Origin of the sequence: Cohaesibacter marisflavi (genome assembly GCF_963665895.2) — a bacterium.
Classification (GTDB): domain Bacteria; phylum Pseudomonadota; class Alphaproteobacteria; order Rhizobiales; family Cohaesibacteraceae; genus Cohaesibacter; species Cohaesibacter marisflavi.
Window position 1 is genome coordinate 37630 of sequence record NZ_OY762534.1, and the last position, 24797, is coordinate 62426.

22 protein-coding genes are annotated in these 24797 nt (G+C 53.7%); 14 read left to right on the forward strand and 8 right to left on the reverse strand.

Annotation, left to right across the window (positions count from 1 at the left end; all coding sequences use genetic code 11):
- Positions 1-161: 161 nt before the first annotated feature.
- The 5 genes from ACKPCT_RS01205 to ACKPCT_RS01225 all read left to right on the forward strand — a co-directional run bounded on the left by ACKPCT_RS01205 (position 162) and on the right by ACKPCT_RS01225 (position 6476).
- The gene (locus tag ACKPCT_RS01205) at positions 162-1700 is read left to right on the forward strand and encodes a UxaA family hydrolase (RefSeq protein WP_090072732.1); all 1539 of its coding nucleotides are present in this window, start codon (positions 162-164) and stop codon (positions 1698-1700) included.
- 72 nt (positions 1701-1772) lie between these two features.
- Positions 1773-3227: a tagaturonate reductase gene (locus ACKPCT_RS01210; RefSeq protein WP_319568152.1), complete on the forward strand. Its 1455-nt coding sequence runs from the start codon at positions 1773-1775 to the stop codon at positions 3225-3227.
- 416 nt (positions 3228-3643) lie between these two features.
- On the forward strand, positions 3644-4618 hold the full coding sequence (locus tag ACKPCT_RS01215) for a C4-dicarboxylate TRAP transporter substrate-binding protein (protein ID WP_090074154.1): 975 nt from the start codon (positions 3644-3646) through the stop codon (positions 4616-4618).
- Between the two features lie 80 nt (positions 4619-4698).
- The gene (locus ACKPCT_RS01220) at positions 4699-5196 is read left to right on the forward strand and encodes a TRAP transporter small permease (RefSeq protein ID WP_090074156.1); all 498 of its coding nucleotides are present in this window, start codon (positions 4699-4701) and stop codon (positions 5194-5196) included.
- On the forward strand, positions 5193-6476 hold the full coding sequence (locus ACKPCT_RS01225; protein WP_090074158.1) for a TRAP transporter large permease: 1284 nt from the start codon (positions 5193-5195) through the stop codon (positions 6474-6476). The genes ACKPCT_RS01220 and ACKPCT_RS01225 overlap by 4 nt, the downstream gene beginning before the upstream one ends.
- 175 nt (positions 6477-6651) lie before the next feature.
- Here the strand turns inward: ACKPCT_RS01225 and ACKPCT_RS01230 are convergent, their stop codons facing one another.
- Complete coding sequence (locus tag ACKPCT_RS01230; protein WP_090074159.1) at positions 6652-7380, reverse strand: FadR/GntR family transcriptional regulator; 729 nt, start codon at positions 7378-7380, stop codon at positions 6652-6654.
- 465 nt (positions 7381-7845) lie between these two features.
- Here ACKPCT_RS01230 and ACKPCT_RS01235 point away from each other — a divergent pair, with 465 nt between their 5' ends.
- Positions 7846-8862: a zinc-binding alcohol dehydrogenase family protein gene (locus tag ACKPCT_RS01235; RefSeq protein WP_090074162.1), complete on the forward strand. Its 1017-nt coding sequence runs from the start codon at positions 7846-7848 to the stop codon at positions 8860-8862.
- A gap of 174 nt (positions 8863-9036) precedes the next feature.
- Here the strand turns inward: ACKPCT_RS01235 and ACKPCT_RS01240 are convergent, their stop codons facing one another.
- Complete coding sequence (locus tag ACKPCT_RS01240) at positions 9037-10068, reverse strand: YeiH family protein (protein WP_319568153.1); 1032 nt, start codon at positions 10066-10068, stop codon at positions 9037-9039.
- A gap of 107 nt (positions 10069-10175) precedes the next feature.
- Here ACKPCT_RS01240 and ACKPCT_RS01245 point away from each other — a divergent pair, with 107 nt between their 5' ends.
- The gene (locus tag ACKPCT_RS01245; RefSeq protein ID WP_319568154.1) at positions 10176-11063 is read left to right on the forward strand and encodes a LysR family transcriptional regulator; all 888 of its coding nucleotides are present in this window, start codon (positions 10176-10178) and stop codon (positions 11061-11063) included.
- A 133-nt stretch (positions 11064-11196) separates the two neighbouring features.
- Here the strand turns inward: ACKPCT_RS01245 and ACKPCT_RS01250 are convergent, their stop codons facing one another.
- Positions 11197-11901: a L,D-transpeptidase gene (locus ACKPCT_RS01250; RefSeq protein WP_244544736.1), complete on the reverse strand. Its 705-nt coding sequence runs from the start codon at positions 11899-11901 to the stop codon at positions 11197-11199.
- Positions 11902-12290: 389 nt separating this feature from the next.
- A complete protein-coding gene (locus ACKPCT_RS01255; RefSeq protein WP_319568155.1) occupies positions 12291-14711 on the reverse strand; it encodes a heavy metal translocating P-type ATPase in 2421 nt (806 codons plus the stop codon).
- A gap of 295 nt (positions 14712-15006) precedes the next feature.
- Here ACKPCT_RS01255 and ACKPCT_RS01260 point away from each other — a divergent pair, with 295 nt between their 5' ends.
- A complete protein-coding gene (locus ACKPCT_RS01260; protein ID WP_090074169.1) occupies positions 15007-15393 on the forward strand; it encodes a DUF302 domain-containing protein in 387 nt (128 codons plus the stop codon).
- A 55-nt stretch (positions 15394-15448) separates the two neighbouring features.
- Here the strand turns inward: ACKPCT_RS01260 and ACKPCT_RS01265 are convergent, their stop codons facing one another.
- Together ACKPCT_RS01265 and kdsB are read right to left on the reverse strand one after the other, a co-directional pair.
- A complete protein-coding gene (locus ACKPCT_RS01265) occupies positions 15449-16063 on the reverse strand; it encodes a phosphoglycerate mutase family protein (protein WP_090074171.1) in 615 nt (204 codons plus the stop codon).
- 9 nt (positions 16064-16072) lie between these two features.
- Entirely contained in the window at positions 16073-16855 is a 783-nt protein-coding gene (gene kdsB, locus ACKPCT_RS01270; RefSeq protein WP_319568156.1) for a 3-deoxy-manno-octulosonate cytidylyltransferase, read from the reverse strand.
- A gap of 820 nt (positions 16856-17675) precedes the next feature.
- Between kdsB and ACKPCT_RS01275 the strand changes: the two genes are divergently transcribed.
- The 3 genes from ACKPCT_RS01275 (at position 17676) to ACKPCT_RS01285 (ending at position 19854) form a co-directional block, all read left to right on the forward strand.
- Positions 17676-17975, forward strand: a complete 300-nt coding sequence (locus tag ACKPCT_RS01275; RefSeq protein ID WP_244544749.1) for a CBS domain-containing protein — start codon at positions 17676-17678, stop codon at positions 17973-17975.
- A gap of 92 nt (positions 17976-18067) precedes the next feature.
- Positions 18068-19411 carry an ArsB/NhaD family transporter gene (locus ACKPCT_RS01280; RefSeq protein WP_090074176.1) on the forward strand — a complete coding sequence of 448 codons (1344 nt, stop codon included), beginning with the start codon at positions 18068-18070 and terminating at the stop codon, positions 19409-19411.
- Between the two features lie 251 nt (positions 19412-19662).
- Positions 19663-19854 carry a hypothetical protein gene (locus ACKPCT_RS01285; protein ID WP_319568157.1) on the forward strand — a complete coding sequence of 64 codons (192 nt, stop codon included), beginning with the start codon at positions 19663-19665 and terminating at the stop codon, positions 19852-19854.
- A 267-nt stretch (positions 19855-20121) separates the two neighbouring features.
- Here ACKPCT_RS01285 and ACKPCT_RS01290 read toward each other — a convergent pair whose 3' ends face one another.
- Entirely contained in the window at positions 20122-20436 is a 315-nt protein-coding gene (locus ACKPCT_RS01290; RefSeq protein ID WP_090074179.1) for a hypothetical protein, read from the reverse strand.
- Positions 20437-20551: 115 nt separating this feature from the next.
- Between ACKPCT_RS01290 and ACKPCT_RS01295 the strand changes: the two genes are divergently transcribed.
- The 3 genes from ACKPCT_RS01295 (at position 20552) to ACKPCT_RS01305 (ending at position 23269) form a co-directional block, all read left to right on the forward strand.
- Positions 20552-20884, forward strand: coding sequence for a hypothetical protein (locus ACKPCT_RS01295; RefSeq protein WP_175528121.1), 333 nt, complete (start codon positions 20552-20554; stop codon positions 20882-20884).
- Positions 20838-20963 (forward strand): type B 50S ribosomal protein L36, encoded by a 126-nt coding sequence (gene ykgO / locus ACKPCT_RS01300; RefSeq protein ID WP_090074422.1) that lies wholly within the window; start codon positions 20838-20840, stop codon positions 20961-20963. Before ACKPCT_RS01295 ends, ykgO begins: the two co-directional genes overlap by 47 nt.
- A gap of 365 nt (positions 20964-21328) precedes the next feature.
- Complete coding sequence (locus tag ACKPCT_RS01305; protein ID WP_319568158.1) at positions 21329-23269, forward strand: methyl-accepting chemotaxis protein; 1941 nt, start codon at positions 21329-21331, stop codon at positions 23267-23269.
- Between the two features lie 78 nt (positions 23270-23347).
- Here the strand turns inward: ACKPCT_RS01305 and pyk are convergent, their stop codons facing one another.
- Positions 23348-24790, reverse strand: a complete 1443-nt coding sequence (gene pyk / locus ACKPCT_RS01310) for a pyruvate kinase (protein ID WP_090074182.1) — start codon at positions 24788-24790, stop codon at positions 23348-23350.
- Positions 24791-24797 lie beyond the last annotated feature (7 nt).

Consider the following 24797-nt stretch of genomic DNA (forward strand, 5'->3'; position numbering starts at 1 on the left):
AGGATGCGTCTGATGGTCGGTTTTACGCCTGAAATTGCTTCTTCGTGACGAAAATCGGCTCGATATGCGATGCGTTGGCGGTGTAGGACCAGTCTAAATCGACTAAAAGCCGGCCAAAACGCGAGACGCGGGCAATGAATTTACGAAAGGGCTGCGGGAGAATGAGCAAGAGACCACCGATTGTTTTGAACCCAATGGACACGATAGCGGTATTGCCTCATGGAGCGAAAAAGGGTGAAGATCCCCTTGAGCTTGGTGCGCCGCTTGAGAGCAACATCATGCCGGGGCACAAGATTGCTCGCAAGGCACATGAACAGGGCGAAGCGATCATCAAGTTCGGCCAGATCATCGGCCGAGCTACCCAGCCGATTGGAGCTGGCGAGCATGTGCATTCTCACAACTGTGCCTTCTCTGACCATGGTCAGAATTACGAGATCGGTTGCGATTATGAAGCGGCTAAAGCTGCTGTCCCCAATCTGGAAGCCCGTACCTTCATGGGCTATAAACGTGCCAACGGCACAATCGGCACGCGTAACTATGTCGCCTTGTGCTCCACGGTGAACTGCTCTTCTACAGTTGTGCATCGCGCCGCTCAGGAGCTGCAAATTGAAGGCGCGTTCGACGCCTATGAGAATGTTGACGGTGTTGCGATCTTCACCCATGAATCCGGCTGCGGCATGAACAACAAGGGTCTTGGCTTCGAGATTCTCGACAAGGTTCTCTGGGGGCATGCGACCCATCCGAATGTGGGTATGGCCCTGTTCATCGGCCTTGGCTGTGAAGTCATGCAGATTTCCAAGATGCGCGAGAATTTCGACGATCCGAACCAGAGCTTGATGGATCGCTTCATCTCAATGACCATTCAGGAAGAGGGCGGCACGCGCAAAACCATCGATGCCGTAAAGGCCAAGGTGCGCGAACTGCTGCCTGAGCTGAACAAGGCCAAGCGTGAAGAGTGCCCGGCCTCGGAACTGAAGATCGCTCTGCAGTGTGGTGCATCCGATGGATTCTCTGGCATCACCGCCAACCCGGCTCTTGGCGTGGCCTCCGATATGCTTGTTGGTCTTGGGGCAACTTCGATCCTGTCCGAAACTTCTGAGATTTATGGCGCTGAGCAGCTTCTTCTGCGTCGTGCCGTGAGCAAGGAAGTGGGTGACAAGCTGGTCTCCCAGATCCACTGGTGGGAAGACTATGTTGAGATGCATAAGGGTAGCCTCGACAACAACCCGAGCCCGGGTAACAAGGCTGGCGGCCTGACCACCATTCTGGAAAAATCTCTTGGTGCAACGGCCAAGTCTGGCTCTGCTCCGCTGACGGCTGTCTATGATTATGCCGAACGTGTGACCGAGCATGGCTTCGTCTTCATGGATACCCCGGGCTATGACCCGGTTTGCGGTACCGGCCAGATTGCAGGCGGCGCGCATATGATCATCTTCACCACCGGGCGCGGCTCTGCCTATGGCTCCAAGCCAGCCCCGACCATCAAGGTGGCTTCCAACGATCATCTGTTCGCTTCCATGCCGGATGACATGGACATCAACTGCGGTGACATCCTCTCTGAAGGCGTGACATTGGAGCAGAAGGGTGCCGAGATCGTGGAAGAGATCCTCAAGGTTGCCTCAGGTGCGCCGACCAAATCGGAAGCCCTCGGCCTTGGCGATAACGAGTTTATTCCCTGGCATATCGGCGCGGTGATGTAAGAACCGCCTCTTCGGTGCCCCAGAGGGGCGCCGAAAGCCTATCAAGTAGAAGAATTCAGAAGGATACTGAATATGCAACGCGTGAATGAGAGCAATCTTGCAGGCCGGGCTCGTCCGACAGAACGGATCATCCAGTTTGGTGAGGGCAACTTCCTGAGAGCCTTCATGGATTGGAAAATCGATCGCATGAATGAAGATTGCGGCAGTGACTATGGCGTCGTCATTGTCCGCCCGATTGATGGCGGTGTGCCGATTTCGCTCAATGACAGCGATGGTGTTTACACGGTTCTCTCCCGTGGCGTTGGCCCGGATGGAGAGGCTGTGTCTGATGCCCGCCTCATCTCAGCCGTTCGTCGTGAACTGAATGCTGTCAAACAGTGGGACGAGGTTCTGGCGCTGGCTCGTAACACCGACTTTGTGGCCGTGGTCTCCAACACCACCGAAGCCGGCATCGTTTACAATGCCGATTGCAAGGCAACGGACACGCCACCGGCTTCCTATCCGGCCAAGGTGACCCGTCTGCTGCTGGAACGCTTCAACACATGCGGCGGCGTCGATGCTCCGGGCTTCCACTTCCTGCCGTGCGAGTTGATCGACCACAATGCCGATGAGCTGGAAAAATGCGTGCATCAGCATGCCAAGGACTGGGATCTGGGTGCAGATTTCATGAGCTGGCTGGAAAGCAAGAATGCCTTCTTCAACACGCTGGTTGACCGCATCGTGCCGGGCTATCCGCGTGATGAAGCAGCCGATATCGAGAAGGAACTGGGCTATCTTGATCCTCTGATGGTAACCGGCGAACTGTTCCACTTCCTCGTGATTGAGCAGCGCGAAGGCAAGCCTGATCTTTGCCTGCCGATGGCGGAGAAGGATGCGGGCACGGTGATCGTGCCAAATGCTGACGGCTACAAGGAACGCAAGGTGGCGATCCTCAATGGTGCCCATACCGGTCTTTGCCCGTTGGCGCTGCTGTCTGGCACCAATTCCGTGAAGGAAGCTATGGACAACGAGGCCGCGCGCGGCTTCCTCAACACCATGCTTGAGCAGGAAATCATCCCATATCTGTCGTTGCCCCGCGAAGAACTGAACGAGTTCAGTGCCGAGGTCCTGCGTCGTTTTGCCAACCCGTTCATCGTGCATCGCTGGTACGATATCTCGCTGAATGGTCTGGCCAAGTTCCATACCCGCAACTTGCCACGCTTTGAAAGCGCCATGGCAGCAACCGGCAAGGCGCCGCGTTGCATGAGCCTGTCGCTGGCCGCATGGCTTGCTTTCTATACCGGTGCCTTTGAAGGCAGTGCCGAATTGCCACCACGCGATGCAGAAGACGTGATCGCCAAGATGGCTGAAATCGGTGCGCTGAAAGAAGCGCAAGGTGTTGAGGCAATGGTCAAGGCTTACCTTGGCGAAGAAAGTATCTGGGGGAAATCTCTGGCAAGTGACACCCTCGTCGCTGCCGTCTCAGAAGCTTATGCATTCCTGACTGAGAGTGCTTTCAGCCTTGATGACCTGTCCAAGTGGGCTTAACACACCCATCTTCCAAAGATCCGGGTTATGACGGCTTAAGCTAGCTGTTTCCGGTTTCGACTTATTGGAGTCTGGCGCCCGATCGGGTGGCGGACTTCTTTTTTAGGCGTCATGACCTTGATTCTACGGAAATAACAGGTTGCGCGCCTGTGCCTCTTGCTGCCTTTGATCGAGACACAGGAAGGCAAGATGAAAATTCAATTCCGATATTCTTCATAACTATTCTAAATTTTCAAAACATGGGATGTATATTGCGAAGAACGCGGAAAATGGCCGATTATTTCTTGACATAAAGTATGTTTTTATGTCAATCATGGGATGAAATGGCGGGTAGGGAGGTCTACCCACATCTCACCCTGCAAAAATCTACACATGATAGATCTTGCTAACTTCAGGACCCATATACGGGAGGGATTATGAAAACTCTGCTCAAATATTCCGTAGCAGCTGCTGTTGCATTGACTGCCATGGTTGGCGCTGCAATGGCTGATGTGACCATTAAAGTTGCTTACGAAAACAACCCAGGCGAGCCTCTTGACATTGTTGTCAATAAATGGGCCAAAGATCTGGAAGCAAAAAGCAACGGGACCATCAAACTGGAACTGTATCCTAGCTCTCAGCTTGGTTCCAAACAGGACGTAACCGAACAGGCCATGTTCGGCTCAAACGTCATCACCATCAGTGACGTTGGGTTCCTTTCCGACTTTGTTCCTGATCTGGGCATTCTGTTTGGCCCATATCTGACCGAAGATCCAGCCAAACTCTTCGCTATCTATGAGAGCGACTGGTTCAAGGAAAAAGAAAAAGAACTGAATGAAAAAGGCGTTCATCTGGTCATGAAGAACTACCTCTATGGTGTTCGTCAGTTGATTGCCAACAAACCGGTTCGTACGCCAGAAGACCTCAAAGGTCTAAAGATCCGTACACCTAACAACGTCATGCAGATCAAGGCTATCGAAGCAATGGGTGGCACGCCGACCCCAATGCCTCTTGGCGAAGCTTACACCGCTCTGTCTCAGGGCATCATCGATGGTGTTGAAAACCCGCTTGCTGTGATCTATGGCGCCAAGTTCCAGGAAGAAGCCAAGTATCTTTCCATGATCAACTATCTGACGAACACCTCCGTGTTCATCGGTGGTGAAGCCTTCTTCCAGACACTGGACAAGAAAGACCTGGATTTGATCCATGAAACTGCGTATGACGCAGGTGTATTCAGCCAGCAGCTCGCAAAGGAAAGCGAAGCTGACTTCATTGCAAAATTCAAGGAAGCCGGCGTAGAGGTTATCTATCCTGAAACCGCTCCTTTCCGTGAAAAGGCAATGGCCGTTTACAGCCAGTTCCCAGAGTGGAGCGATGGCCTCTATGAAAAAATTCAGGAACAGCTGAAGTAACTGGTTCCGGAACAATGATCTTGCCTGTCGCAGACGCTGCGGCAGGCATCTCTAACGCCTTGACTTGAAACGGAATTCCAATGTCTATAACGCGTCGAATCTTCACGATTCTGCTGGGTCTACCACTTGCCTATCTGGTCCTGGCAACCTCCTATTCAGTTTTCATGCGTTACTGGATGGAAAGCCCCATTTTGTGGATGGAAGAAACTTCCGGCCTTGCCATGATCTGGGTGGTTATGATTGGTGCAATGTGTGCTGAAAGGGATCGTGAGAACCTTTCCATTGCATTTCTGACCGATCTTATGGGTGAGAAGACACGCCTGATCTGTTCGGTTGTGATCTCCCTGATTTCAATCGGACTGCTGCTTTACATCGCCTACCTTGGACACAGCCTGGCTGAGCGTGTTGCATTCAAGCTGACAGGCGTTCTGAAAATTTCCTGGTACTGGATCGATATTGCTGTGCCGGTTGGCATGATTGGTTCCGCAGTTTTTGTTGCCATCAACATGGTGAAGAAAATCCGCGGGTACGAGGACCACGAGCATCAAGACCATAATAAGGAAGGAGAAGCAGCATGACCTGGCTGTGGATCATCCCTCTCATGTTGGTAGCCTTTGCGCTCAACATGCGCCTTTATCTCGGCATTCTTTTGGCCGTGCTGTGTTACTTCACCTTTTTCTCTTTCACACCGCCTGAAATCGCGATCCAGCGTTTCATCGCGCCCGCGCTCAATACCTCGCTTCTGGCAATTCCGTTCTTTGTCATGCTGGGTACGCTGATGGCGCACTCTGGGGTGGCTGAACGCATCATTGACGTTGCCCTGCTGCTTGTCGGTCGCATTCGTGGTGGTCTGGCTCTGACCAATATCCTGGTGAGTAGTCTTCTGGGCGGTCTGTCCGCTTCCAACCTTGCCGATAGTGCGATGCTGACCCGCATGATGGTTCCTGAAATGGAACGTCATGGATATGATCGCGGTTTCTCTGCTGCTGTTACCGCAGCAGGCTCGCTGATCACTCCGATCATTCCTCCCGGAATTGCGCTTATCATTTATGCGCTGATCGCTGACGTGTCCGTTGCGTCCATGTTCATGGCGGGCATCCTGCCCGGGTTGCTCTGTGCCTTCCTGCTGATGGTCACCGCCTATTTTGTATCGGTCAAACGTGGCTATCTGCCCAAGAGCATGCAACGTCCGACAAGACGCGAAGCTGGTATCACTATCTTGCGGTCCTGGCCAGCCTTTCTGCTGATCATCGTGATCATCGGCGGCATCCGTCTTGGCATCTTCACGCCGACCGAAGCAGGTGCTGTTGCGGTGCTCGCCATCATCCTGATCGGTACGCTGTTGCACCGTACGATGACCTTTGGTGACATTCTCAATTCCATCTATTCTGCAGGTAAGTCCACTGCGTCGGTGCTGTTGATCATCATGGCCAGTGGTGCGCTGGGCTGGATCTTCTCAAACGAGAAAGCCGGTATTGCCTTTGCAGAACTGATCACCAACTTCACCACCAACAAGTATCTGTTCCTGATCACACTCAACATCGCTCTCCTGTTCTTTGGCATGTTGATCGAGGGAACGGCGCTGATGATCATTCTGGTGCCGCTGCTCAAGCCAACCCTGATGAGCATGGGGATTGATCCGGTTCACTTCGGTATCATCATGATCCTCAACATGTCGATCGGTACGCTGACCCCGCCAGTTGGGACCGTCATGCTGGTTGTTTCCCAGCTCGCCAAAGTGGACGTAATGCGCTTTACCAAGGCTGCCGTACCTTTCTACATTGCCCTGTTCCTGGCGCTCGGTATGGTGATCTTTATTCCGGAAATCTCTCTCCTGCTGCCGCATCTTAGCCAGTAAGAGATTGAGCAACACAATCAAAAAGCCCCGCAGTTTGACTGCGGGGCTTTTTTTGTTTCTTACGCAATGGTTTGTTGTGCAATGGGGTCGTTGAGGCAGGGCGCAGATATGACGAGGGGCCCGACTGGAATTCGGCCTCTGCGCCGAACGCGCGCCCTGATAGGGTGCGGTGTGACTATTCGGCTGGGTTTGAAGGGGCGACCGGGTCTTCCTCGTTGAAGAAGAAATCAGGATGTGCCTTCACCCATGTCTGAACACCGCTGACATGGGCATACATGGCGTATTTTGCACCCTCGACATCCTGCGCTTCAATGCAGTTCAAAACAGCTTCATGTTCAATACGCAGGTTGTTGGTTGCGCTGTCGGTCATGCGGTTGCGCCATATACGAGCCCTGAGGGCCGGGGCCGAGACCACATTAAGCAGCGAGATCATGATCGGGTTCTGGGTTGTTTCCGCGATAATATGGTGGAACTCGGAGTCCTTCTTGAGAAGGGTATCCGTGTCCTCTGCATTCAGCATGGACTGATGGCATTGTTTCAGTCGATCCAGATCTGCCTTGGTGCGCCGCGCAGCGGCAATGGCTGTGGTGTGAAGCTCCATCAAGATTCGAATTTCAAGGAACCACAGCACGGCCTCAGGGCCGGAAACGTCCACGGCGAAGCGCAATGTTTCGATCATCTGGGTGGGGTCGAGGCCGGAGACATAGGTGCCATCCCCTTGTCTGGCCTCAAGTATCTTCATGGCGCTCATCGCACGAACTGCTTCACGCAGGGAATTGCGTGAAACCCCGAGCTGCGTAGAAAACTCGGCTTCGTTTGGAAGGCGATCTCCGGGTTTGATTTTACCAGATCGAATCAAATCCTGAACCAATGAAATAGCCAGATCTACCTTTGGGCTGCTCATGTGCGTGGGTACCTCATTTGAAAATTGAATAGCTGTAACATGATCAATTTGACCCTATAAGTCAATGATCCCATCAATTGGTGAAATCTTGCGGATTTCACGTCGAAGCTTTGTCTTTATCTTGACAATCATCCCATGATTATGCGATAAAACATCCTATCAATTAGGCGAAATATTACAAAAGATGCGTAAAATTTCGTGCTTTTCGAGAGAAACATAGGAGCTATATAGGGAAACGTCCGGAAAACTAACAATTAGGATATCCCGACATGCCTGAGCGGTTGAGACCAGGCTTTGGGTGGTACGCGCACCCAGAGCTGGAACGCCTCCCAAGACGAGGGGCCTCCCATCTACCCTCCATGATCAAGGTGGCCCTGAAGGGCTCCCGCTCAGGCGTGCAAATCCTCACCGAAATAACAGAGCAGGCGACTGCTCTGAAAAAGAAGCTCGCTAAGGAGATAAGTGATGAAAGCACTTTGCATTGTTGACGCAGAAAAAAGTGAGGTTCGCGACGTCGAACCGATGACAATGGGACCCGATGACGTTGTTGTCGATATCTCCTATGTCGGTTTTTGCGGTAGTGACCTGAACACCTATATGGGCAAGAACCCACTGGTTCAGCTGCCACGTATTCCGGGCCATGAAGCGTCCGGTTTTGTAGTAGAAAAGGGCGCCAATGTTGGCGACGAAATCAAGATCGGCCAGTCCGTAATCCTGTGGCCATATTCTGCTTGTGGTCATTGCAGCAGCTGCCGTGCAGGTCGCCCGAATGCTTGCCGTTACAACGAGACGCTCGGTGTGCAGCGCGACGGTGCTCTGCGTGAGAAAATGGTTATTCGTGCCGATTGTGTCGTGCCGAATGAAAGCCTGTCTCCGAAACGTCAGGTTCTGGTGGAGCCTCTTTCCGTTGGTTTCCACGCGGTTTCCCGTGGACGTGTAGAAGCAACTGATACAGTTGTTGTCATGGGCTGCGGCATGATCGGTGTTGGCGCCATTATGGGTGCTGCTGCACGTGGTGCGCGCGTGATTGCAGTCGATCTGAGCCCAGAAAAGGAAGAAATCGCCAAGCTTGTTGGCGCAACCGAATTCCTGACTCTCAGCGGCGAAGAGCTCGTCAAGAAAGTCAATGAACTGACCGATGATCATGGCGCCAATGTCGTGATTGAGGCCGTTGGCCTGCCGATCACCTTCACTACGGCCATTGACGCTGCCTGCTTTGCTGGCCGCGTGGTTTATGTTGGTTATTCCAAGGCGCCTGTTACCTATGAAACCAAGTTCTTCAACCTTAAAGAGCTGGACATCATGGGCTCCCGTAACGCAATGCGCCCGGATTTTGACGCCGTCATCGAAGCTCTGCTGAAGATCGGCGACAAGATGGATACCTTGATCACCAAGACCTTCCCGATGGACGAAGCCGCTGACGTGCTGCCATATTGGGAAGCCAACAAGAATGATGTTCTGAAGCTGGTCGTAGAGCTTTAAGACCTGTTCTGCCGGTAACGGTCCCCGCATATAATAATGATAAGCACTTAAACTGCCAAAGGCGGGTTGCTCATATGCAATCCGCCTTTCTTTTTGGGCTCGAGGCTGAACTCCTGATCTCGGGCTTGGTTTGCTTTTGGGGGCCTAGTGTTGTGTGGGCGTTGGGGGCTCCTGTCAAAGCGATAGAAGTGCTATTGCCGAGGCTCCAAGGACGCCCAGAAACAGGATCGACAGAGCGCCGGTTGCCAAGACGCGGCCGCTTGAGGCAAAGACCGATTTTACATCCACCATCAATCCCAATCCGGCCATGGAAAGAATGGTCAGCAGCGTAGTGACTTCCTTGATGGGAGGCATCATGGCGGTCGGAATCGCACCCAAGGATTGAAGCGCAATCATCAGGAAAAAGCCGATGATAAACCATGGCACCAGTTGCCGGAATTTAAGGCTTTTTCCAGTGCTTCTTTCGGCGGCCAGTTCGGCTTTGCGCCCGGTACGGAAGCCCAGTACCAGAATGACCGGTCCAAGCATTAATACGCGCATGAGCTTGACCAGCGTTCCATAATGAACGCTGATGGTGCTGACCGGAGCGGTCGCCGCCAGCACTTGCGGCACTGCATAAACGGTCATGCCAGCGAAGATACCGAAGCGATGTGGATCGATGGCGAAGGCATTGGCAAAGGCGGGCAAAGCCAGTACCACGATGATGCCCAGCGTTGCCGAGAAGGCGATGGCGGATGCAATGTCGTCGGAATCCGCCTCGATGACGGGGGCGACGGCGACAATGGCGGAGTTGCCGCAAATCGAGTTGCCGCAGGCCACCAGAAGCGCTTGCTTTTCGGGTAATCCCAACAGTCTGCCAACGGTGTAGCTGGTGATGATGGCGATTGTCACAATCACGATGACTACCAGCAGCAAAAGTGGACCGAGCGTCTGGATGATGGTCAGACTGACGGACGCCCCCAACAGTACGATGGCGAGCTCTAGCAGGTATTTGGCCGAAAAGTTGACGCCCTTTTTGAAAATCGGATTGAGGCCTAGAATGGAGTGGACCGCTGTGCCCAGTATGATTGAAAATACCAGAGCGTCCATGAAGCGGTGGCCGGTAAGCTGGATTTCTACCCATTCGACCCCATAGGCCAAAAGCGTGATGAAGCAACACAGGAAGAAGCCGGGGAGAATGGATTGAGTATAGTGCCAGATTCGCATTGTTATCTCTTTGGAAGTCTTGAAAATTCGCGGCACCATCTCACAAAATATCATTCAAAAATATCGAATAATATAGTATATTCCATGTAATAGAATTGGATGGTTTGATGACTCTTGAGCAACTCACGATTTTTGTCGCCGTGGCCGAGCGACAGCATATTACGCGCGCAGCGGATGCGGTTGGGCTCACGCCATCGGCGGTGAGCGCTTCTATCAAGGCATTGGAAGCCTTTCATAATGTCAAACTGTTCAATCGTGTTGGGCGGGGCATTGAACTCACTGAGGCGGGGCGGCTTTTTCTCAAGGAGGCTAAGGCCACGTTGGCGCGGGCGAATGCTGCTGCGTTGGTGCTGAGCGAGCTTGGCGGATTGAAGCGCGGCGTGCTGCATATCCATGCCAGCCAGACGATCGCCAGCTATTGGTTGCCCTCTCGCATGGTGCATTTTCATGATCTTTATCCAGCCATTGACCTTCGCCTGACCGTGGGTAATACGCAAACTGTCACCCGCGCGATCGAAGAGGGACAGGCGGAAATCGGCTTCATCGAAGGGGATATCGATGCGCCCCTTTTGCGCTCAGCCAAGCTGGCAGACGATGAAATTGCCATTGTGGTCGCGCCGGGCCATCCGTTGGCCAGTGCGGTTGAGCAGGACTGGCTGGGGCTGATCAAGCGCACGCTGTGGGTTATGCGCGAGCAGGGATCCGGTACGCGATCCACCTTTGAAACGGCGATGAGCAGTCTTGGTGTGTCTCCTGAAGCAATCAACATTGCTCTGGAATTCCCAAGCAACGAGGCGGTGTTGTCTGCCTTGGTGGGAAGCGACTATGCGGGAGCGGTTTCCAGAATGGCAGCCGGACCGCTTGTGGCAACCGGTCAGATTACCTTTGCCGATGTTCCGTTTCCACCGCGGGATTTCATGGCGCTCAGTCACAAGGAAAGAGCTCTAAGTCCAGCGGCACATGAGTTTTTGCAACTGTGCCATCAGGCGCTCTAGGGGCACCTGCGGGTAGGCCTGATCAGCTTGGGCGCCTGCCGGATCTGGTCGTTGGTTTGTTTTGGGGAAAGCGATGAGGGAAGCAAGATCGGACATGTTTGCCCGATCTCTCACTATTGCGTTGAGGGTATCCCTACAGAACCACAATCGGGGACGGGGTGGGAACCCGTCTGTGCAGATCGATGATATCGTGGTTGAGCAGGCGTACGCAGCCGGATGATACGGCGCGGCCAATAGACCATGTTTCGGCGGTGCCGTGCAGGCGATAGAGTGTATCGCGCCCATCCTGATAGATATAGAGCGCACGGGCGCCAAGCGGGTTGGTCGGTCCCGGGGGCATGCCGCCATTTCTCCAGCTCCATTTTTCCAACTCTGGCTGCCGTTCGATCATTTCGTCGGGTGGCGTCCATTTTGGCCAGACGGCCTTGCGGGCAACCGTGGCACGACCCGACCATTCGAAGCCAGCCCGTCCCAGACCGACGCCATAGCGCATCGCTGTGCCATTTTCCTGCACCAGATAGAGATAATAGTTGCTGGTATCCACCACCAGCGTGCCGACCTTTTCGCTGGTAGGATAAAAGACTTCGCGGCGCAGAAATGCCTTGTCTAACTTACGCAAGTCAACGGCAGGCAAAGGAAAGCGCTCATCTGGCAATGGGCCATACATGGCGCTGTAGGGGCGTTCAAGACCCGGAGGGGAGAGCGGTTTGCGTGTGCGCGGGCTACAGGCGCTTAGAAGCCCTGCGGCCAAAATGGCGCTGCCTCCCAGAAACTGGCGGCGAGAGGTCATCCCCTGTTCGGAGGCATGAGATGGCGGGGTTTGTTTTTCTTTTATCATTTCATTTAACTCATTTCGAACCGGGTCTTAGAGCTTTTTGCTTGAAGAAAATCCGTCTTATTTAGAATCAGTCAGCAACACATGGTCAGTCGCCGCTTTCCGGTATGAGGAAATGGTGGCCAAAAGGTGTTCCAGACTATTTCTTGAAAACAGTCTTGTCTTGCGAAAAGGAAATCCGTTCAATCAAACAAAGTGTGCGGTGGGCTCTTGAATGTGTGGTTCGTGTTTCTCCGGTGGCAAGGTTGATTGCTTCTGGTTTTACGCACCTCTTGCGAACCGATTTTCAGTTTGAGGTGATAGTGCCATAAAATCATGACTGTAGCGGTCACAAAATCGCGAGGCGGTATTGATCATGCATAGTTTTATTTTCTCATTTTTCCTTTTCTGTTTCATAGCTTGGCTTGCCTGAGCCGCAGGGCGTTGGCGATGACCGATACGGACGACAAGCTCATGGCTGCTGCGGCAAACATGGGCGAGAGCAACAGGCCAAAGACTGGATAGAGAATGCCTGCCGCTACCGGTACGCCTGCGGAGTTGTAGACGAAGGCAAAGAACAGATTCTGCTTGATATTGCGCAGCGTCTTGGTGGCCAGTTTGCGGGCTCTGACAATGCCAGCCAGATCACCGCTCAGTAGCGTGATACCAGCGCTCTCCATGGCGACGTCCGCACCTGTTCCCATGGCGATGCCTACATCGGCTGCGGCAAGGGCAGGGGCGTCGTTCACTCCGTCGCCAGCCATGGCCACATAAGCACCATTGGCATGCAGCTCTTCAACCAGTGCCTTCTTGTCTTCCGGCAGAACTCCAGCCCGCACCTGATCAATGCCAAGCTTGCCAGCAACGGCCTTGGCTGTGCGTTCATTGTCGCCTGTGGCCATGATGACGGTCAGGCCGAGATCATGCAGATCCGAGATTGCCTGCTGCGTGGTTTCCTTGATGGGGTCGGCAACGGCAACCATGCCAGCCAGGTTGCCATCGATAGCAATGAACATGGCGGTCTTGCCCTCTTCCTGAAGGCTTGCTGCCTGTTCCTGCGCTTCATCAGCGCTGATTGATAGCTCTTCCAGCATCGCAATGTTGCCAAGGGAGACGTGCTTTCCTTGCACCTTGCCTTTGACGCCCTTGCCGGTCATGGCTTCAAAGTCGGATGAGTCCAGACGCTCGGCGTCTCTTTCCCGGGCACCGCTGACGATTGCTTCGGCAAGCGGGTGTTCGGACCCGCGCTCAAGGGCGGCGGCGATGGCCAGAATATCGGCTTCTTGTCTGTCGCCGAGCACAATCACGTCGGTGAGCTTGGGTTTGCCTTCGGTGAGCGTGCCGGTCTTGTCAACGATCACAGTATCAACGCGGGCCATGCGCTCGAGCGCCTCGGCATCCTTGATCAGTACGCCCGCCTGAGCGCCGCGTCCTGCTGCCGTGGTGATGGAAATCGGCGTTGCCAGACCCAGAGCACATGGGCAGGCCACGATCAAAACGGAGACTGCCGATGTGATGGCAAAGGCGAGCGCCGGTTCGGGACCAAAGATGAGCCAGACGACGAAGGCCAGAAGGGAAGCCGAGACCACGGCAGGCACGAAGATGGATGAAACCTTGTCGGCCAGCCCCTGAATGGGCGCGCGGGATTGGCGTGCACTGGAGACCATGCCCACGATCTGGGACAACACCGTCTCCGAGCCGGTATGGGTGGCCTTGATTGCCAGAGATCCGTTCTTGTTGATGGTGCCGCCGGTGACTGCGTCGCCTTCGTTTTTCTCGATCGGGACCGGTTCGCCGGTGATCATGCTTTCGTCAACGGAGGAGTGCCCCTCGGTTACTTCGCCATCCACGGGGATGCTATCGCCGGGACGGACGCGCAGCAGATCTCCTTCGACCACATTCTCAAGCGGTGCGTCATATTCGCTGCCATCGGGCAGGATGCGGCGTGCGGTTTTGGGGGCCAGATCAAGCAGGGCACGGATGGCGTCGCCCGTGCGCTCGCGGGCGCGCAATTCGAGCACCTGACCCACAAAGATCAGCGCGATAATGACGACGGAGGCTTCGAAATAGGTGCCCACGCCTTCCGCGCTTTGATATTGTTCGGGAAAGATATCGGGCAGGAAGGTTGCGAAGAGCGAGTAGATATAGGCTGCGCCCACGCCCAGAGAAATCAGCGTCCACATATTGGGCGAGACATTCTTGATCGACTCCAAGCCGCGCTTGAAGAATGGTTGGGCTGCCCAGAGCACGATGGGGGTTGCGATGACAAATTCGATATAGGCGGACAGCTGATGGCCCAGCCAATCGCGCACCGGCAGGCCGATCATGCCGCCCATGGTCAGGATCATCAAGGGGATTGCTGCGCCCACACTGATCCAGAGGCGACGTGTGAAATCAACCAGCTCTTCAGAGGGCTCATCAGATGGTACGGTGGGTTCCAAAGCCATGCCGCATTTGGGGCAGGAGCCGGGCTCGTCGCGGATGATTTCTGGATGCATGGGGCAGGTCCATTGCGTTCCCGGCTGGGTCTGCTGGTTGGCTTTTTTGGCATTGCCCGAGGCGTAGAAATAGGGATCGTCGTGGAACTTGCTCTGACAGCCATCAGAGCAAAAATAGTAGTTTTCGCCGTCATACTGCTCCGAGCGCGTGTCTTGCTTGATCGTTACACTCATTCCGCATACTGGGTCTGTCGCAGTCCTGGCTCCCGGCTCGGCAGGGGGCTGCTGCCCATGATGATGATCGTGATGGTCATGAGCATGGTGGCTATGGTCGCCTTGCTGTCCATCATGGTCATGATGAGAGTGATTATGGTGTTCGTGCGTATGACTGGACATAAACGCCTCCTGTCATTTGTTCTTTCAATTTGCTTGTGCGGTGAACGAGGGCGTTTCATTGCTCTTGTTGTTTCATACCAGATGGGGGCTCCACCAACTGGAAGGTCAATGGTGGGGGTGGGATTTTGTTCCCGATTTTGTCTGCGCAAAATTCTTTTTCACGTCTAAAGACGCAGGCATATCAGCCAAAAATCGGGCCGATCCTGTCTTGTTCTTGCCGCTGTTTGGGTGTTTGGTTCCTTGATGACCGGGGACATCGCCCCCACATCAGGCGTCATGAAAGGGGAGAAATGCTATGAATTACACAATCGATAAAGTGTTGGCAGGCGTGACAGTGGAAGAGGCCGAACCACGCGTGCGTGAAGCGCTCGCTGCCAAGGGGTTTGGCGTGCTGACGGAGATCAACGTCAAGGAAACGCTGAAGAAAAAACTCGGTGAGGATGTTGCACCCTATAAGATTTTAGGTGCTTGCAAGCCGGAAATGGCACACAAGGCCATGATGGCGGAACCCAAGATTGGCGCCATGCTGCCATGTAACGTTATTCTGCGGACGGTTGAAAATGGCACAGAGGTCAGCGCAATTGATCCGCTGGCATCCATGAGTGCTGTTGAGAATCCTGCCCTCATGGGGATTGCCACGGATGTCAAAAATTTGCTCACTGAAGTGATCGTTGATTTGTAAGGGCGTAGAGAGCGCTGACGGTTTCTCGCCTTTGCAAAGAGGCTAGAGTTTGGATCTATTCGGACGCCGAAAGGCTCTTGGCGTTCCAGATCTTTACGACACCATTGTCAACAAGGCAGAGAGACCCAGTGCCTACCTTGGCCTCGCTGGCGGCAATGCCGAATTGCGGCGCCACGATTCTCAGGATGCCATTGCTGGTCACGATGACGGCTGTGGCATCTTCTCCGAAGGTCTCTTCTATCTCTGTCATCATGGCATTCCAGCTGGAAATAATGGTTTGCGGATCCGGTGACCAATCGTAGCCATCCGGCCAGATGCTCTGCTGCTGCCAACCATCGATATCTTTGTCGCCATAGTCCGCACGGATATCATCATTGGATCGGGCTTCCCAGAGGCCGTAGTCGATTTCCCGCAAGGCATCGCTGACAGTCATCTCGACGCCGTTCCAACCGGCTGTCGCGAGGGCGACTTCTGCGGTTTGTACCGTACGCTTGAGCGGGCCGCAATAAATCACATCCGCTGTTATGCCGCTCTCTTTGAGCGCTTCGCCAACGGCTTGGGCCTGTTCTTTGCCCTTTTCCACCAGGGGCAGATCGCTGCGGGCGCCAACCCAGACCACCTTGTCGCCTTTTGCGAAGGTGTTGCCATGCCTTACCAGAATGAGCTTCATGGGAGCCTCCTATAGAACCAGTTCGCCTTCGCGGCTGATGATTTCTTCGGCGATGGCGATGTCTTCCTTGGCGTCCACCGAAGCATGGGTGCGGTTGCGATAGTCTACGATGACGACGCGGACCGTCATGCCATATTCCAGAGCGCGCAACTGTTCCAGACCTTCGGTCAATTCCAGCGGAGAAGGCTCCAGCCCGACATAGCGCTCAAGCGAGGCCTTGCGATAGCCATAAAGGCCGATATGACGATAGGTCGGCGAAAAGCCCTTGCTTCTGGCGAAGGGCAGGATGTTCTTGGAGAAATAAAGCGCGTTATGCTGCTTGTTGAATACGACGGTGGTGCCGCTGGCTGGATTGACCTTTTTGCTTTCCGTCAGGATCTCAATCGCTGCTTCAGACATTTCGGTAGCGGGCGTTACGATATCAAACGGATCCTGTGACTTCTCGAACTCGTCAATCATGGCCTGAATGACCCATGGAGGGGTCAGAACCGCATCGCCCTGAAAGTTGATGATGGCATCTTCGGTGATGTTGGCCGCCTTGATGGTCGCATGAGCGCGCTCGGAACCGTTGCGGCAGCTATCCGGCGTAAGAACGGCCTCCGCACCAAAGCTTTTGGCATGATCGACGATTCGCTGATCTTCGGTGCTGATAACGATTCGGGAGCAGCCACTGGTCGCGCCAGCGATTCGCCAGACCCGCTCGAGCATGCTGGTTCCCAAAATCGGCAACATGGGCTTGCCGGGCAAACGGCTTGAGCCGTACCGGGCTGGAATGACGATCGCAACGGACATGGAGGACCTCCTCAAGAGAAACTATCCTGCCCTTGTTAGCCCAGCATCCTTATAAGAAGAAAGAAGAGGTGGTCCGATTTTCAGGTTTTCCTATGGATAAACGGCGATCTGGGTGTTTGCTCACAGGTCACACACTCCGACTTCCCGAGAATGAGGGATGCGAGCAAAGAAGCGATTCTCTTTTTGTTTCATTCGTTTGGTGTGAAAGAAAGCTGTCACAAATATCGTCGCATGGCCAATACTGTCCACATCGGCTCGTACGCAGAACGGTTTCAGTAAAAATACCCAGATCCAAAGATTGCGCTTTCGGACCACTCCGTCTATAAGACGCTCGCACCTAACAATTGAGCTATAGTTGTATAGTCTGACTTGTTGGAAACCCTGGTTGTCTGCTGCGGGGCGCTTGTTGATCTGCAACTTTAGTGTTACGAGAGCTGCGCCTTAGAGACAACTTGTGGAATTGGTTGAAGGGACATAAGGTCCGCTTCCGTGAGCTGTGAAGATCGGGTAGCAGCCAGGCTAAAACTTGTTTTTCAAGCCTGCTGTTGGCGACACAACGCATTGTTCTTGGATGTCGCAAATTTCGGGTATAGTCTATACCCATCCAAATTTGCGGTCGTTCAAACCGCCAGAGAGCATAGGGAGGTTTACCGTGCCCTGCATAGACGCAATGGTCGATAAAGTTGTTAGTTTGACCCCCGATCAAACTGTCGAGGAAGCTATGAAGGTCCTCGAAACACGGCAGATAAGAACGGCCCCGGTTCTTGATGAAAATAACATTCTTTTGGGAATGTTTGGGTTCGAGTCGCTTTTGAAACAAATGCTTCCCGTCTCCGTCAGGATGCCGTCCGGGCTCCAACGTCTCGGTTTCGTGCGTGGTGCCAAGCCGGATATTGCGCGTCGCTTGCGTAGTATCAAGGCCCAGTCGCTGACAGACGCCATGAACCGGGATCCCATTGTCCTCAGCCCCGACCTTTCGGTCTGGGAGGGCATTCGCAAGCTGGCCAAACACGGCAGTCCGCTGCCGGTCGTGGAGAATGGTACAAACAGGTTCCTTGGCATCGTGACGGAGCAGTCCGCCATTGCCGAATTGGAACGTGACGAGTATTCATCACGTTAAACAGGGCTCAGCGCAGTAGATAACCCTCTATGGGGTGTGTGCGTTACGGACTGCACACATCCATAGTTAGTGAGAAGAGCCTTAGTTTATCTATGGAACATGCCAGTGGAATCGCCACGAGCGCTGTCTTCGGATGGTCGCCTCTCGTTGTGGCAACGGTAATTCTGATTGCTGCCTACTTCTTCATTATTTCAGAAAAGATCAACCGCGCCATTGTATCCCTTTTGGGGGCGGGGTTGCTGGTTCTGCTCGGTGTTCTGAACTTCGAGCTGGTCATTGAAGGCATCGATTTCAATACGATCTTCCTGCTTACGGGCATGATGGTGATTGTCGCAATCACCAAGGATTCCGGGGTCTTCCAGTTTGTCGCCATTTATACCGCCAAGGCGGTCAAGGCGAACCCGCGTAAGCTTCTGGCCGCACTGGCCATTGTGACGGCCGTTTTCTCGGCGCTTCTGGATAACGTGACAACGGTTCTGTTGGTTGTTCCGGTTACGCTTCTGTTGACAGATCAGCTCAATCTGAAGGCCTATCCGTTTCTGTTTTCGCAGATTTTTGCTTCCAACATCGGTGGTACGGCAACCCTTATCGGTGACCCGCCGAACATCCTGATTGGCTCCGCTGTGGGCCTTGGCTTCATGGATTTCGTTGAATGGGTTGGCCCGATTGCCCTGATCATTTTGATCTTCTGCCTTTTCTTCTTTGATTTTATCTGGGGTCGCAAGTTGACCGCGAGTGAAGAAGACAAAGAAGCAATGATGAAATATAACGCCTTCGAAGCCATCGAAGACAAGGTGCTTCTGGTCAAATCCCTCTTCACTCTTGCCCTCGTTCTGGCTGGTTTCATCTGGGGGCATGGACAGGGCTGGGAACCGGGCACCATTGCTCTGACGGGCGCAGCCTTCCTGTTGCTGCTGCACAGCTTTGGTGGCAAGCCTGAAGAACAGTCTCATCATGTTCACAGTGCTTTCCAGCAGGTCGAATGGGAAACCATTTTCTTCTTCCTTGGGCTGTTCGTTCTGGTTTCCGGTGTCGAGCAGACTGGTCTTCTGAAGATCATGGCCGAGAAACTTCTTGGTCTGACCGGCACGAATATCGAGCTGGCTGGCATGATCATTCTGGGCGCATCGGCTGTCCTTTCGGCGATCGTTGATAACATCCCGTTCGTTGCCACGATGATCCCGTTGATCAAGGCCATGCAGGCCGATCTTGGTGGGCCTCAGGCGATTGAGCCGCTGTGGTGGTGTCTGTCGCTGGGCGCTTGTCTTGGCGGTAACGGTACCCTGATCGGTGCGAGTGCCAACGTTATGGTAGCCAGTTTTGCAGAGCGTGCAGGACAGCGCATCTCCTTCATGGACTTCATGAAGCTGGCTTTCCCGCTGATGCTCTTCACAACTTTCCTATCTGCTATCTTCGCCTATTTCGTCTATTTCTGATAGACTGGCCAGAGCAGAAAGCACATAGCGTTTACAACCCTGTCGCCGATGGTTCGGCGGCGGGGTTTTTCTTTGTGCTGGCTTGTCTGGCGATGGCTGTCAGTCTTCTGCACAGTCAATCCAAAGGCAGGCGTTTGTGAGCCTCGGGGCAACAGAGTGCCGCAGGATTGCGCATAAGCGCGCACAACTGTGCTTCAGCAGGGCGCCTGAGGGATTGTCCGAAAGGTCTGGTACGTTGTCAGAGGGCTGCCATGTGCAATGATGTTGTGATGCTGCAGGAGCGATCAGGAAGCTGTGTTGCTATTGGTCGTCGCGTGAAGGGACAGATGCGCGATTGCATGGGCCTTCGTTTCGCAGGAAAAGCTGTAGCCTTGCTGCGATGCCTTTTGCATGATCAACTGCATGCATTTGTCGAGGTCACCATGGAAGAAAGCTTCGGTTAGGCGCTTGCCTTCAAGAGCGCTCGGGTGTTGGGTGGCTTCATCTCGCAATGGTCAGGCCTCGTTCTTGAAATAGTAATCAGATCAGGAGCAAGCTCCTCTTGCGCTAAGCATCCTAAGGAAAGATGGGCTTTTGTCCAGAGGTGCTGCGGATAATTTCAACTAAAAGTTTTGTCTGGTTGTTTTGCCGCGACAAGATTGCGCGCAGATAAACGGGCTGTTTATTGAGACGATATGGCTATTTCATGGTTGGAAAGGGCGCTTGTCCCTTTAGCAGACGATTTGCCATTTGACAGTCCCTGCCGAATGCGGATTGGACTGGTTGATCCTTGCCACAAGACGGTCTTGCTGATCGAGGCTGACAAGGGCATGGCCATGAGCCCGGCCTGATACCATCAGTACATCTTCCTTGCGCCCGTTGCTCTCACGGGTGAGAATGATGGTTGGAGCGTGGCCCTGATGATCCTGATCGCCGAATTGGTTCATTTCCACATGAACAACAATGGTTTTGCTCACCCATTTGAGATCAAGGAGAACAATCTCCTTGTGATGCCAGTTGAGATCCCCGGACTTTTCGAATGGCATAATCAATCCTCCCCACAAGACTATTCAGAAGAAGCTATAATGGTGCAATAGTTTCTGTCGAGCTTAAAAGTGATCCAAGCGGCATTCTTTGTAAACAAGAGGGGTTTTGTGGACGGTGTCCGAATCTGTGCAAGGAGAGGGCGAAGAATCTGCAACCTTTGCTTTATGGTGTGGGCTATTCGCTCCCGAATTTTTTGATCTTTGCTGGCTTTCGACCGCTTTTTCTTTTATTTGGGGCGAAATTATACAGCGGATTTGGAAAATTCAGAGGAATCGCGGGATTCCAGTCACAGGAGTCGTTTTCCCGGTTGACAATGGCAGGCAGGAACCGTATTTTCCGCTCGAATTTGCGCGCCTCGGCGCGCTTTTTGTTTCGCAGATTTTGGCCGAGGCTTGGGACAATGAAAATCAAGAATTCACTGAAAGCACTTGCCAAGCGTCACCGTGATAACCGCATGGTTCGCCGCAAGGGTCGTGTTTACATCATCAACAAAAGAAATCCACGTTTTAAGGCTCGTCAGGGCTAATAGACGTCGGGCCACTTTTGGTTGACGAAACAACAAACGCGCTTGAGATATTATCTCAGGCGCGTTTTTTGTTGCGTTCAAATGAGTGGCTTCGTGTCTAAATTGGTTTCAATTGAAGGTTTTGAACTGAAGTAACAAATACTTTCACGATACGTTTATTTTGTTCATTGTATAATATTACATGTTTATTGGATTGGTTCTTTGTTATATTAGGGATTTTTAACTGGATTCTTATTTTCTTCTTATAAACAAGAATGAAATATCGAGATAAGTAACAAAAATATAATTATTGCATGAAATATTCACCTGAATGTTGCTGGCTTGGCTCAGCGTGAGACTTGTCTCGAAACTCGGTAGGGTGAAACATGAAACTAAAATATCGCATCTGGGGCTTATTGCTGCTTGGCTTGTTTGGTCTTGGGGTGCTTTCGGGTGCCTTCTACTGGGGGGAAAGCAGAAAAGCGCAAGTGACGCGTGCGACAATGCTCGGGGAGGAGAATGTCGCTGCTTTTAACATCGCTGAAGTGGGAATCGGTAAAGTTGCTTCTCTTTCCGAGCAATTTTTGCAGCGGGGCGATATGGCTCTTGTCGGCGCGATGGATGCTGCGGCTGAAAAAAGCCAGGCCGCGTTTGGCGAACTGGGTGATCAGAGCGCCATTCTGACGAGCCTGACGATGGATGCTCTCTCGGGAGCAAAAGAGATCGTTAAGGCGCGCACCGTCGCCGGATTGTCCGAAAATGAGGGCCTGAAGGGTGAGCTGCGGAGCGCAGTCAAGACCGTAGAGGCCAAGCTGAACGAATTGGGTGAGGCTGATGCATCCTTGTCGATCGATGCTGTCATGGTCAAGATGCTGATGCTGCGTCGTCACGAAAAGGACTATATGCTGCGCCAGCAGGACAAGTATGTTGAGAGCTTCAACGCGCGGATCAAGGAGTTCTATACCGTTCTTGCTGCCTCCAACGTGCCACAGGCTGCGCAGAAAGAGATTGTGCCGCTGATGGAAGCCTATCACGACACATTTCTCAAATGGACGGACGCCAACAGTCATGTACTGGAACTGGTTACCGCTTACCGCAACAGGGTCGAGGGTATTTCAGGAGAGCTGTCCGAGTTGAAGGACACGGCAAATGCGCAGTTGGCTGTGGCTCTAATTGAGCGTAAGGCCATTGAAGCGCAGGTGGATGCCATTGCCATTGGGACCATGATCGCGACTGCCATCATTCTTCTGGGCGGCGGAATTCTTGTCATTCGCTCTATCACACATCCGATTCAGAATGTGACAGGTGCAATGAACCAGATTGCCAAAGGTAATCTGAATACGACCATCCCCGTTAGCAAACAGGATGACGAGATCGGTGCGCTTTGCAAGATTGCGTCCTTGTTGCATCAGAATGTGAAGATGCAGAAGGAAATGGAGGCCGAGGAGCAGGCCAAGCAACAGCAGGCCGAGCGCGATAAGCGTGCGATGATGATGCAGTTGGCCGATGAGTTCGACAGTCATGTAAGTGGCATTGTGGACTCTGTTTCCCAGTCTTCTCATCAATTGTCTGCTACCGCCCGCACTATGGCCGAGGTTGCAGAGCTCACCGAGCATCAGGCAACGTCTGCGTCTGCAGCGTCTAGCCAGACCATGAGCAATGTGCAGACGATTGCCTCTGCGACCGAAGAAATGACCGCCTCGATTTCCGAGATCAGCGAACAGATCGGCGTGGCTTCCGGAGCTGCGCAAGAGGCCGTTGGCAAAGTGGGCAGTACCAATCAGCAAATGCAGACCCTTGCAGCGACAGCGAGCAAGATTGGCGAGGTGGTGGAAATGATTTCTTCCATTGCCGAGCAGACCAACCTTCTGGCCCTTAACGCCACGATTGAATCGGCGCGCGCCGGAGAGGCGGGTAAAGGATTTGCCGTTGTGGCTGGTGAGGTGAAGGCTCTGGCGGGGCAAACGAGCAAGGCGACCGAGCAAATCTCACAACAGATTGCCGAGATCCAGTCGGCAACGAGTGAGGCGACCCTGTCGATTGAAGAGGTCAGTCAGGTCATCCAGAATGTGGAAGCTATTTCTTCGGCCATCGCCGGTGCGATTGCCGAGCAGAATGCGACGGCGCAGGAGATTTCCGGCAACATTCATCAGGCTGCTCAAGGTACTGAGCAGGTGAACGAGAATGTGTCTCAGGTTTCCAGTGCTTCCAAGAATGCTGGGCGCACCTCTGACGAGGTTGTCAGTGCGGTCAAGACGCTGGGTGAGCAATCCGATCAGCTGAAGGAAAAGGTGACCAGCTTCATTGCCCGGGTTCGTGCCGTATAAGCTGACCCTTAAGGCAGATAAGCATAAAAAAGGGCCGGTTGTTGAACCGGCCCTTTTTCATTGAGATATATGCTTGGCTTAGATGCCGCCAAGACCATCGCTGCCGACAAAGGCAATGCGCAGCATGTTGGTGGCGCCCGGCGTGCCGAGTGGAACACCTGCGGTGATGATAACGCGCTGACCAGGCTTGGCCAGACCAACCTTGTAGGAGGTGCTGCAGGCACGGTCGACCATTTCATCCAAAATGCCGGTTTCTTCGGAAACCACACAATGCAAGCCCCAAACCAGCGCCAGACGGCGTGCTGTGGCAAGGATCGGGCTGATGGCCACAATCGGTGTCTGCGGACGCTCGCGAGCAGCTCTGAGGCCAGTGGTGCCCGAAGAGGTGTAGCAGACGATCGTTGCCAGATTGAGCGTTTCAGCAATCTGACGGGCTGCTGCAGAAATCGCGTCCGCACCGGTTGCTTCCGGTTCGGCGCGTTGTGCGTAGATGATGTTGGTGTAATATGGATCGCGTTCGGCTTCTTCTGCGATGCGGTTCATCATGGCGACCGCTTCGAACGGATAGTCACCAGCTGCGGACTCGGCAGACAACATCACAGCGTCAGCACCTTCAAACACGGCAGTTGCCACGTCAGAGGCTTCAGCGCGTGTCGGCATCGGCGAGTTGATCATGGATTCCAGCATCTGGGTGGCCACGACAACCGGCTTGCCTGCCTGGCGGGCGGCGCGGGTGATCTGTTTCTGGATGCCGGGAACTTTTTCCAGCGGCATTTCCACGCCAAGGTCACCACGGGCAACCATGATGGCATCGGACAGTTCGATGATCTCGTGAATGCGTTCAACAGCCTGTGGCTTCTCGATCTTGGAGAGAATGCCGGTGCGGCCACGAGACAGCTTGCGTACTTCGGCAACGTCTTCGGGGCGCTGTACGAATGAGAGGGCGATCCAGTCCACGTCGGCGTCAACTGCTGCGTCAAGGTCGGCGCGGTCTTTCGGCGTCAGGGCCGAGAAGGACAGGGTGGAGTCTGGGAAGCTGATGCCCTTGCGGTTGGAAATCGGGCCGCCGGTGACAACTTCGGTGTGGATGGAGTCAGCACTGGTGGAAATCGTTCTGAGGCGAACCTTGCCGTCGTCGAGAAGCAGGATGTCGCCTTCTTTGACGGATCCGAAAATTTCAGGGTGAGGCAACTGCACGCGGGATGTGTCGCCCGGCTTGTCGGAGCTGTCCAGAGAGAAGCGGCTGCCGTTGGTGAGCTCAACCTTGGTGTCAGCGAAAATGCCAAGGCGCAGTTTGGGGCCCTGAAGGTCGGCGAGAATACCGATCGGGCGCCCCACTTCCTTTTCAACTTCGCGGATCAATTTGACACGTGTGTTCAGCGTCTCATGATCGGAGTGGCTCATGTTGATGCGGAAAACATCGGCGCCAGCCAGGAAGAGTTGCTTGATTTGTTCCTTCTTTTCTGAAGCCGGGCCCAATGTGGCCAGGATTTTTACTTTCCGGTTGCGTCTTACAGTCACGACAGTT

Bases quoted from the DNA above. Each gene is read 5' to 3' on its own strand.
- ACKPCT_RS01205 (WP_090072732.1), top strand. From the start codon at position 162: ATGAGCAAGAGACCACCGATTGTTTTGAACCCAATGGACACGATAGCG.
- ACKPCT_RS01210 (WP_319568152.1), top strand. From the start codon at position 1,773: ATGCAACGCGTGAATGAGAGCAATCTTGCAGGCCGGGCTCGTCCGACA.
- ACKPCT_RS01215 (WP_090074154.1), top strand. From the start codon at position 3,644: ATGAAAACTCTGCTCAAATATTCCGTAGCAGCTGCTGTTGCATTGACT.
- ACKPCT_RS01220 (WP_090074156.1), top strand. From the start codon at position 4,699: ATGTCTATAACGCGTCGAATCTTCACGATTCTGCTGGGTCTACCACTT.
- ACKPCT_RS01225 (WP_090074158.1), top strand. From the start codon at position 5,193: ATGACCTGGCTGTGGATCATCCCTCTCATGTTGGTAGCCTTTGCGCTC.
- ACKPCT_RS01230 (WP_090074159.1), bottom strand. From the start codon at position 7,380: ATGAGCAGCCCAAAGGTAGATCTGGCTATTTCATTGGTTCAGGATTTG.
- ACKPCT_RS01235 (WP_090074162.1), top strand. From the start codon at position 7,846: ATGAAAGCACTTTGCATTGTTGACGCAGAAAAAAGTGAGGTTCGCGAC.
- ACKPCT_RS01240 (WP_319568153.1), bottom strand. From the start codon at position 10,068: ATGCGAATCTGGCACTATACTCAATCCATTCTCCCCGGCTTCTTCCTG.
- ACKPCT_RS01245 (WP_319568154.1), top strand. From the start codon at position 10,176: ATGACTCTTGAGCAACTCACGATTTTTGTCGCCGTGGCCGAGCGACAG.
- ACKPCT_RS01250 (WP_244544736.1), bottom strand. From the start codon at position 11,901: ATGATAAAAGAAAAACAAACCCCGCCATCTCATGCCTCCGAACAGGGG.
- ACKPCT_RS01255 (WP_319568155.1), bottom strand. From the start codon at position 14,711: ATGTCCAGTCATACGCACGAACACCATAATCACTCTCATCATGACCAT.
- ACKPCT_RS01260 (WP_090074169.1), top strand. From the start codon at position 15,007: ATGAATTACACAATCGATAAAGTGTTGGCAGGCGTGACAGTGGAAGAG.
- ACKPCT_RS01265 (WP_090074171.1), bottom strand. From the start codon at position 16,063: ATGAAGCTCATTCTGGTAAGGCATGGCAACACCTTCGCAAAAGGCGAC.
- kdsB (WP_319568156.1), bottom strand. From the start codon at position 16,855: ATGTCCGTTGCGATCGTCATTCCAGCCCGGTACGGCTCAAGCCGTTTG.
- ACKPCT_RS01275 (WP_244544749.1), top strand. From the start codon at position 17,676: ATGCTTCCCGTCTCCGTCAGGATGCCGTCCGGGCTCCAACGTCTCGGT.
- ACKPCT_RS01280 (WP_090074176.1), top strand. From the start codon at position 18,068: ATGGAACATGCCAGTGGAATCGCCACGAGCGCTGTCTTCGGATGGTCG.
- ACKPCT_RS01285 (WP_319568157.1), top strand. From the start codon at position 19,663: ATGTGCAATGATGTTGTGATGCTGCAGGAGCGATCAGGAAGCTGTGTT.
- ACKPCT_RS01290 (WP_090074179.1), bottom strand. From the start codon at position 20,436: ATGCCATTCGAAAAGTCCGGGGATCTCAACTGGCATCACAAGGAGATT.
- ykgO (WP_090074422.1), top strand. From the start codon at position 20,838: ATGAAAATCAAGAATTCACTGAAAGCACTTGCCAAGCGTCACCGTGAT.
- ACKPCT_RS01305 (WP_319568158.1), top strand. From the start codon at position 21,329: ATGAAACTAAAATATCGCATCTGGGGCTTATTGCTGCTTGGCTTGTTT.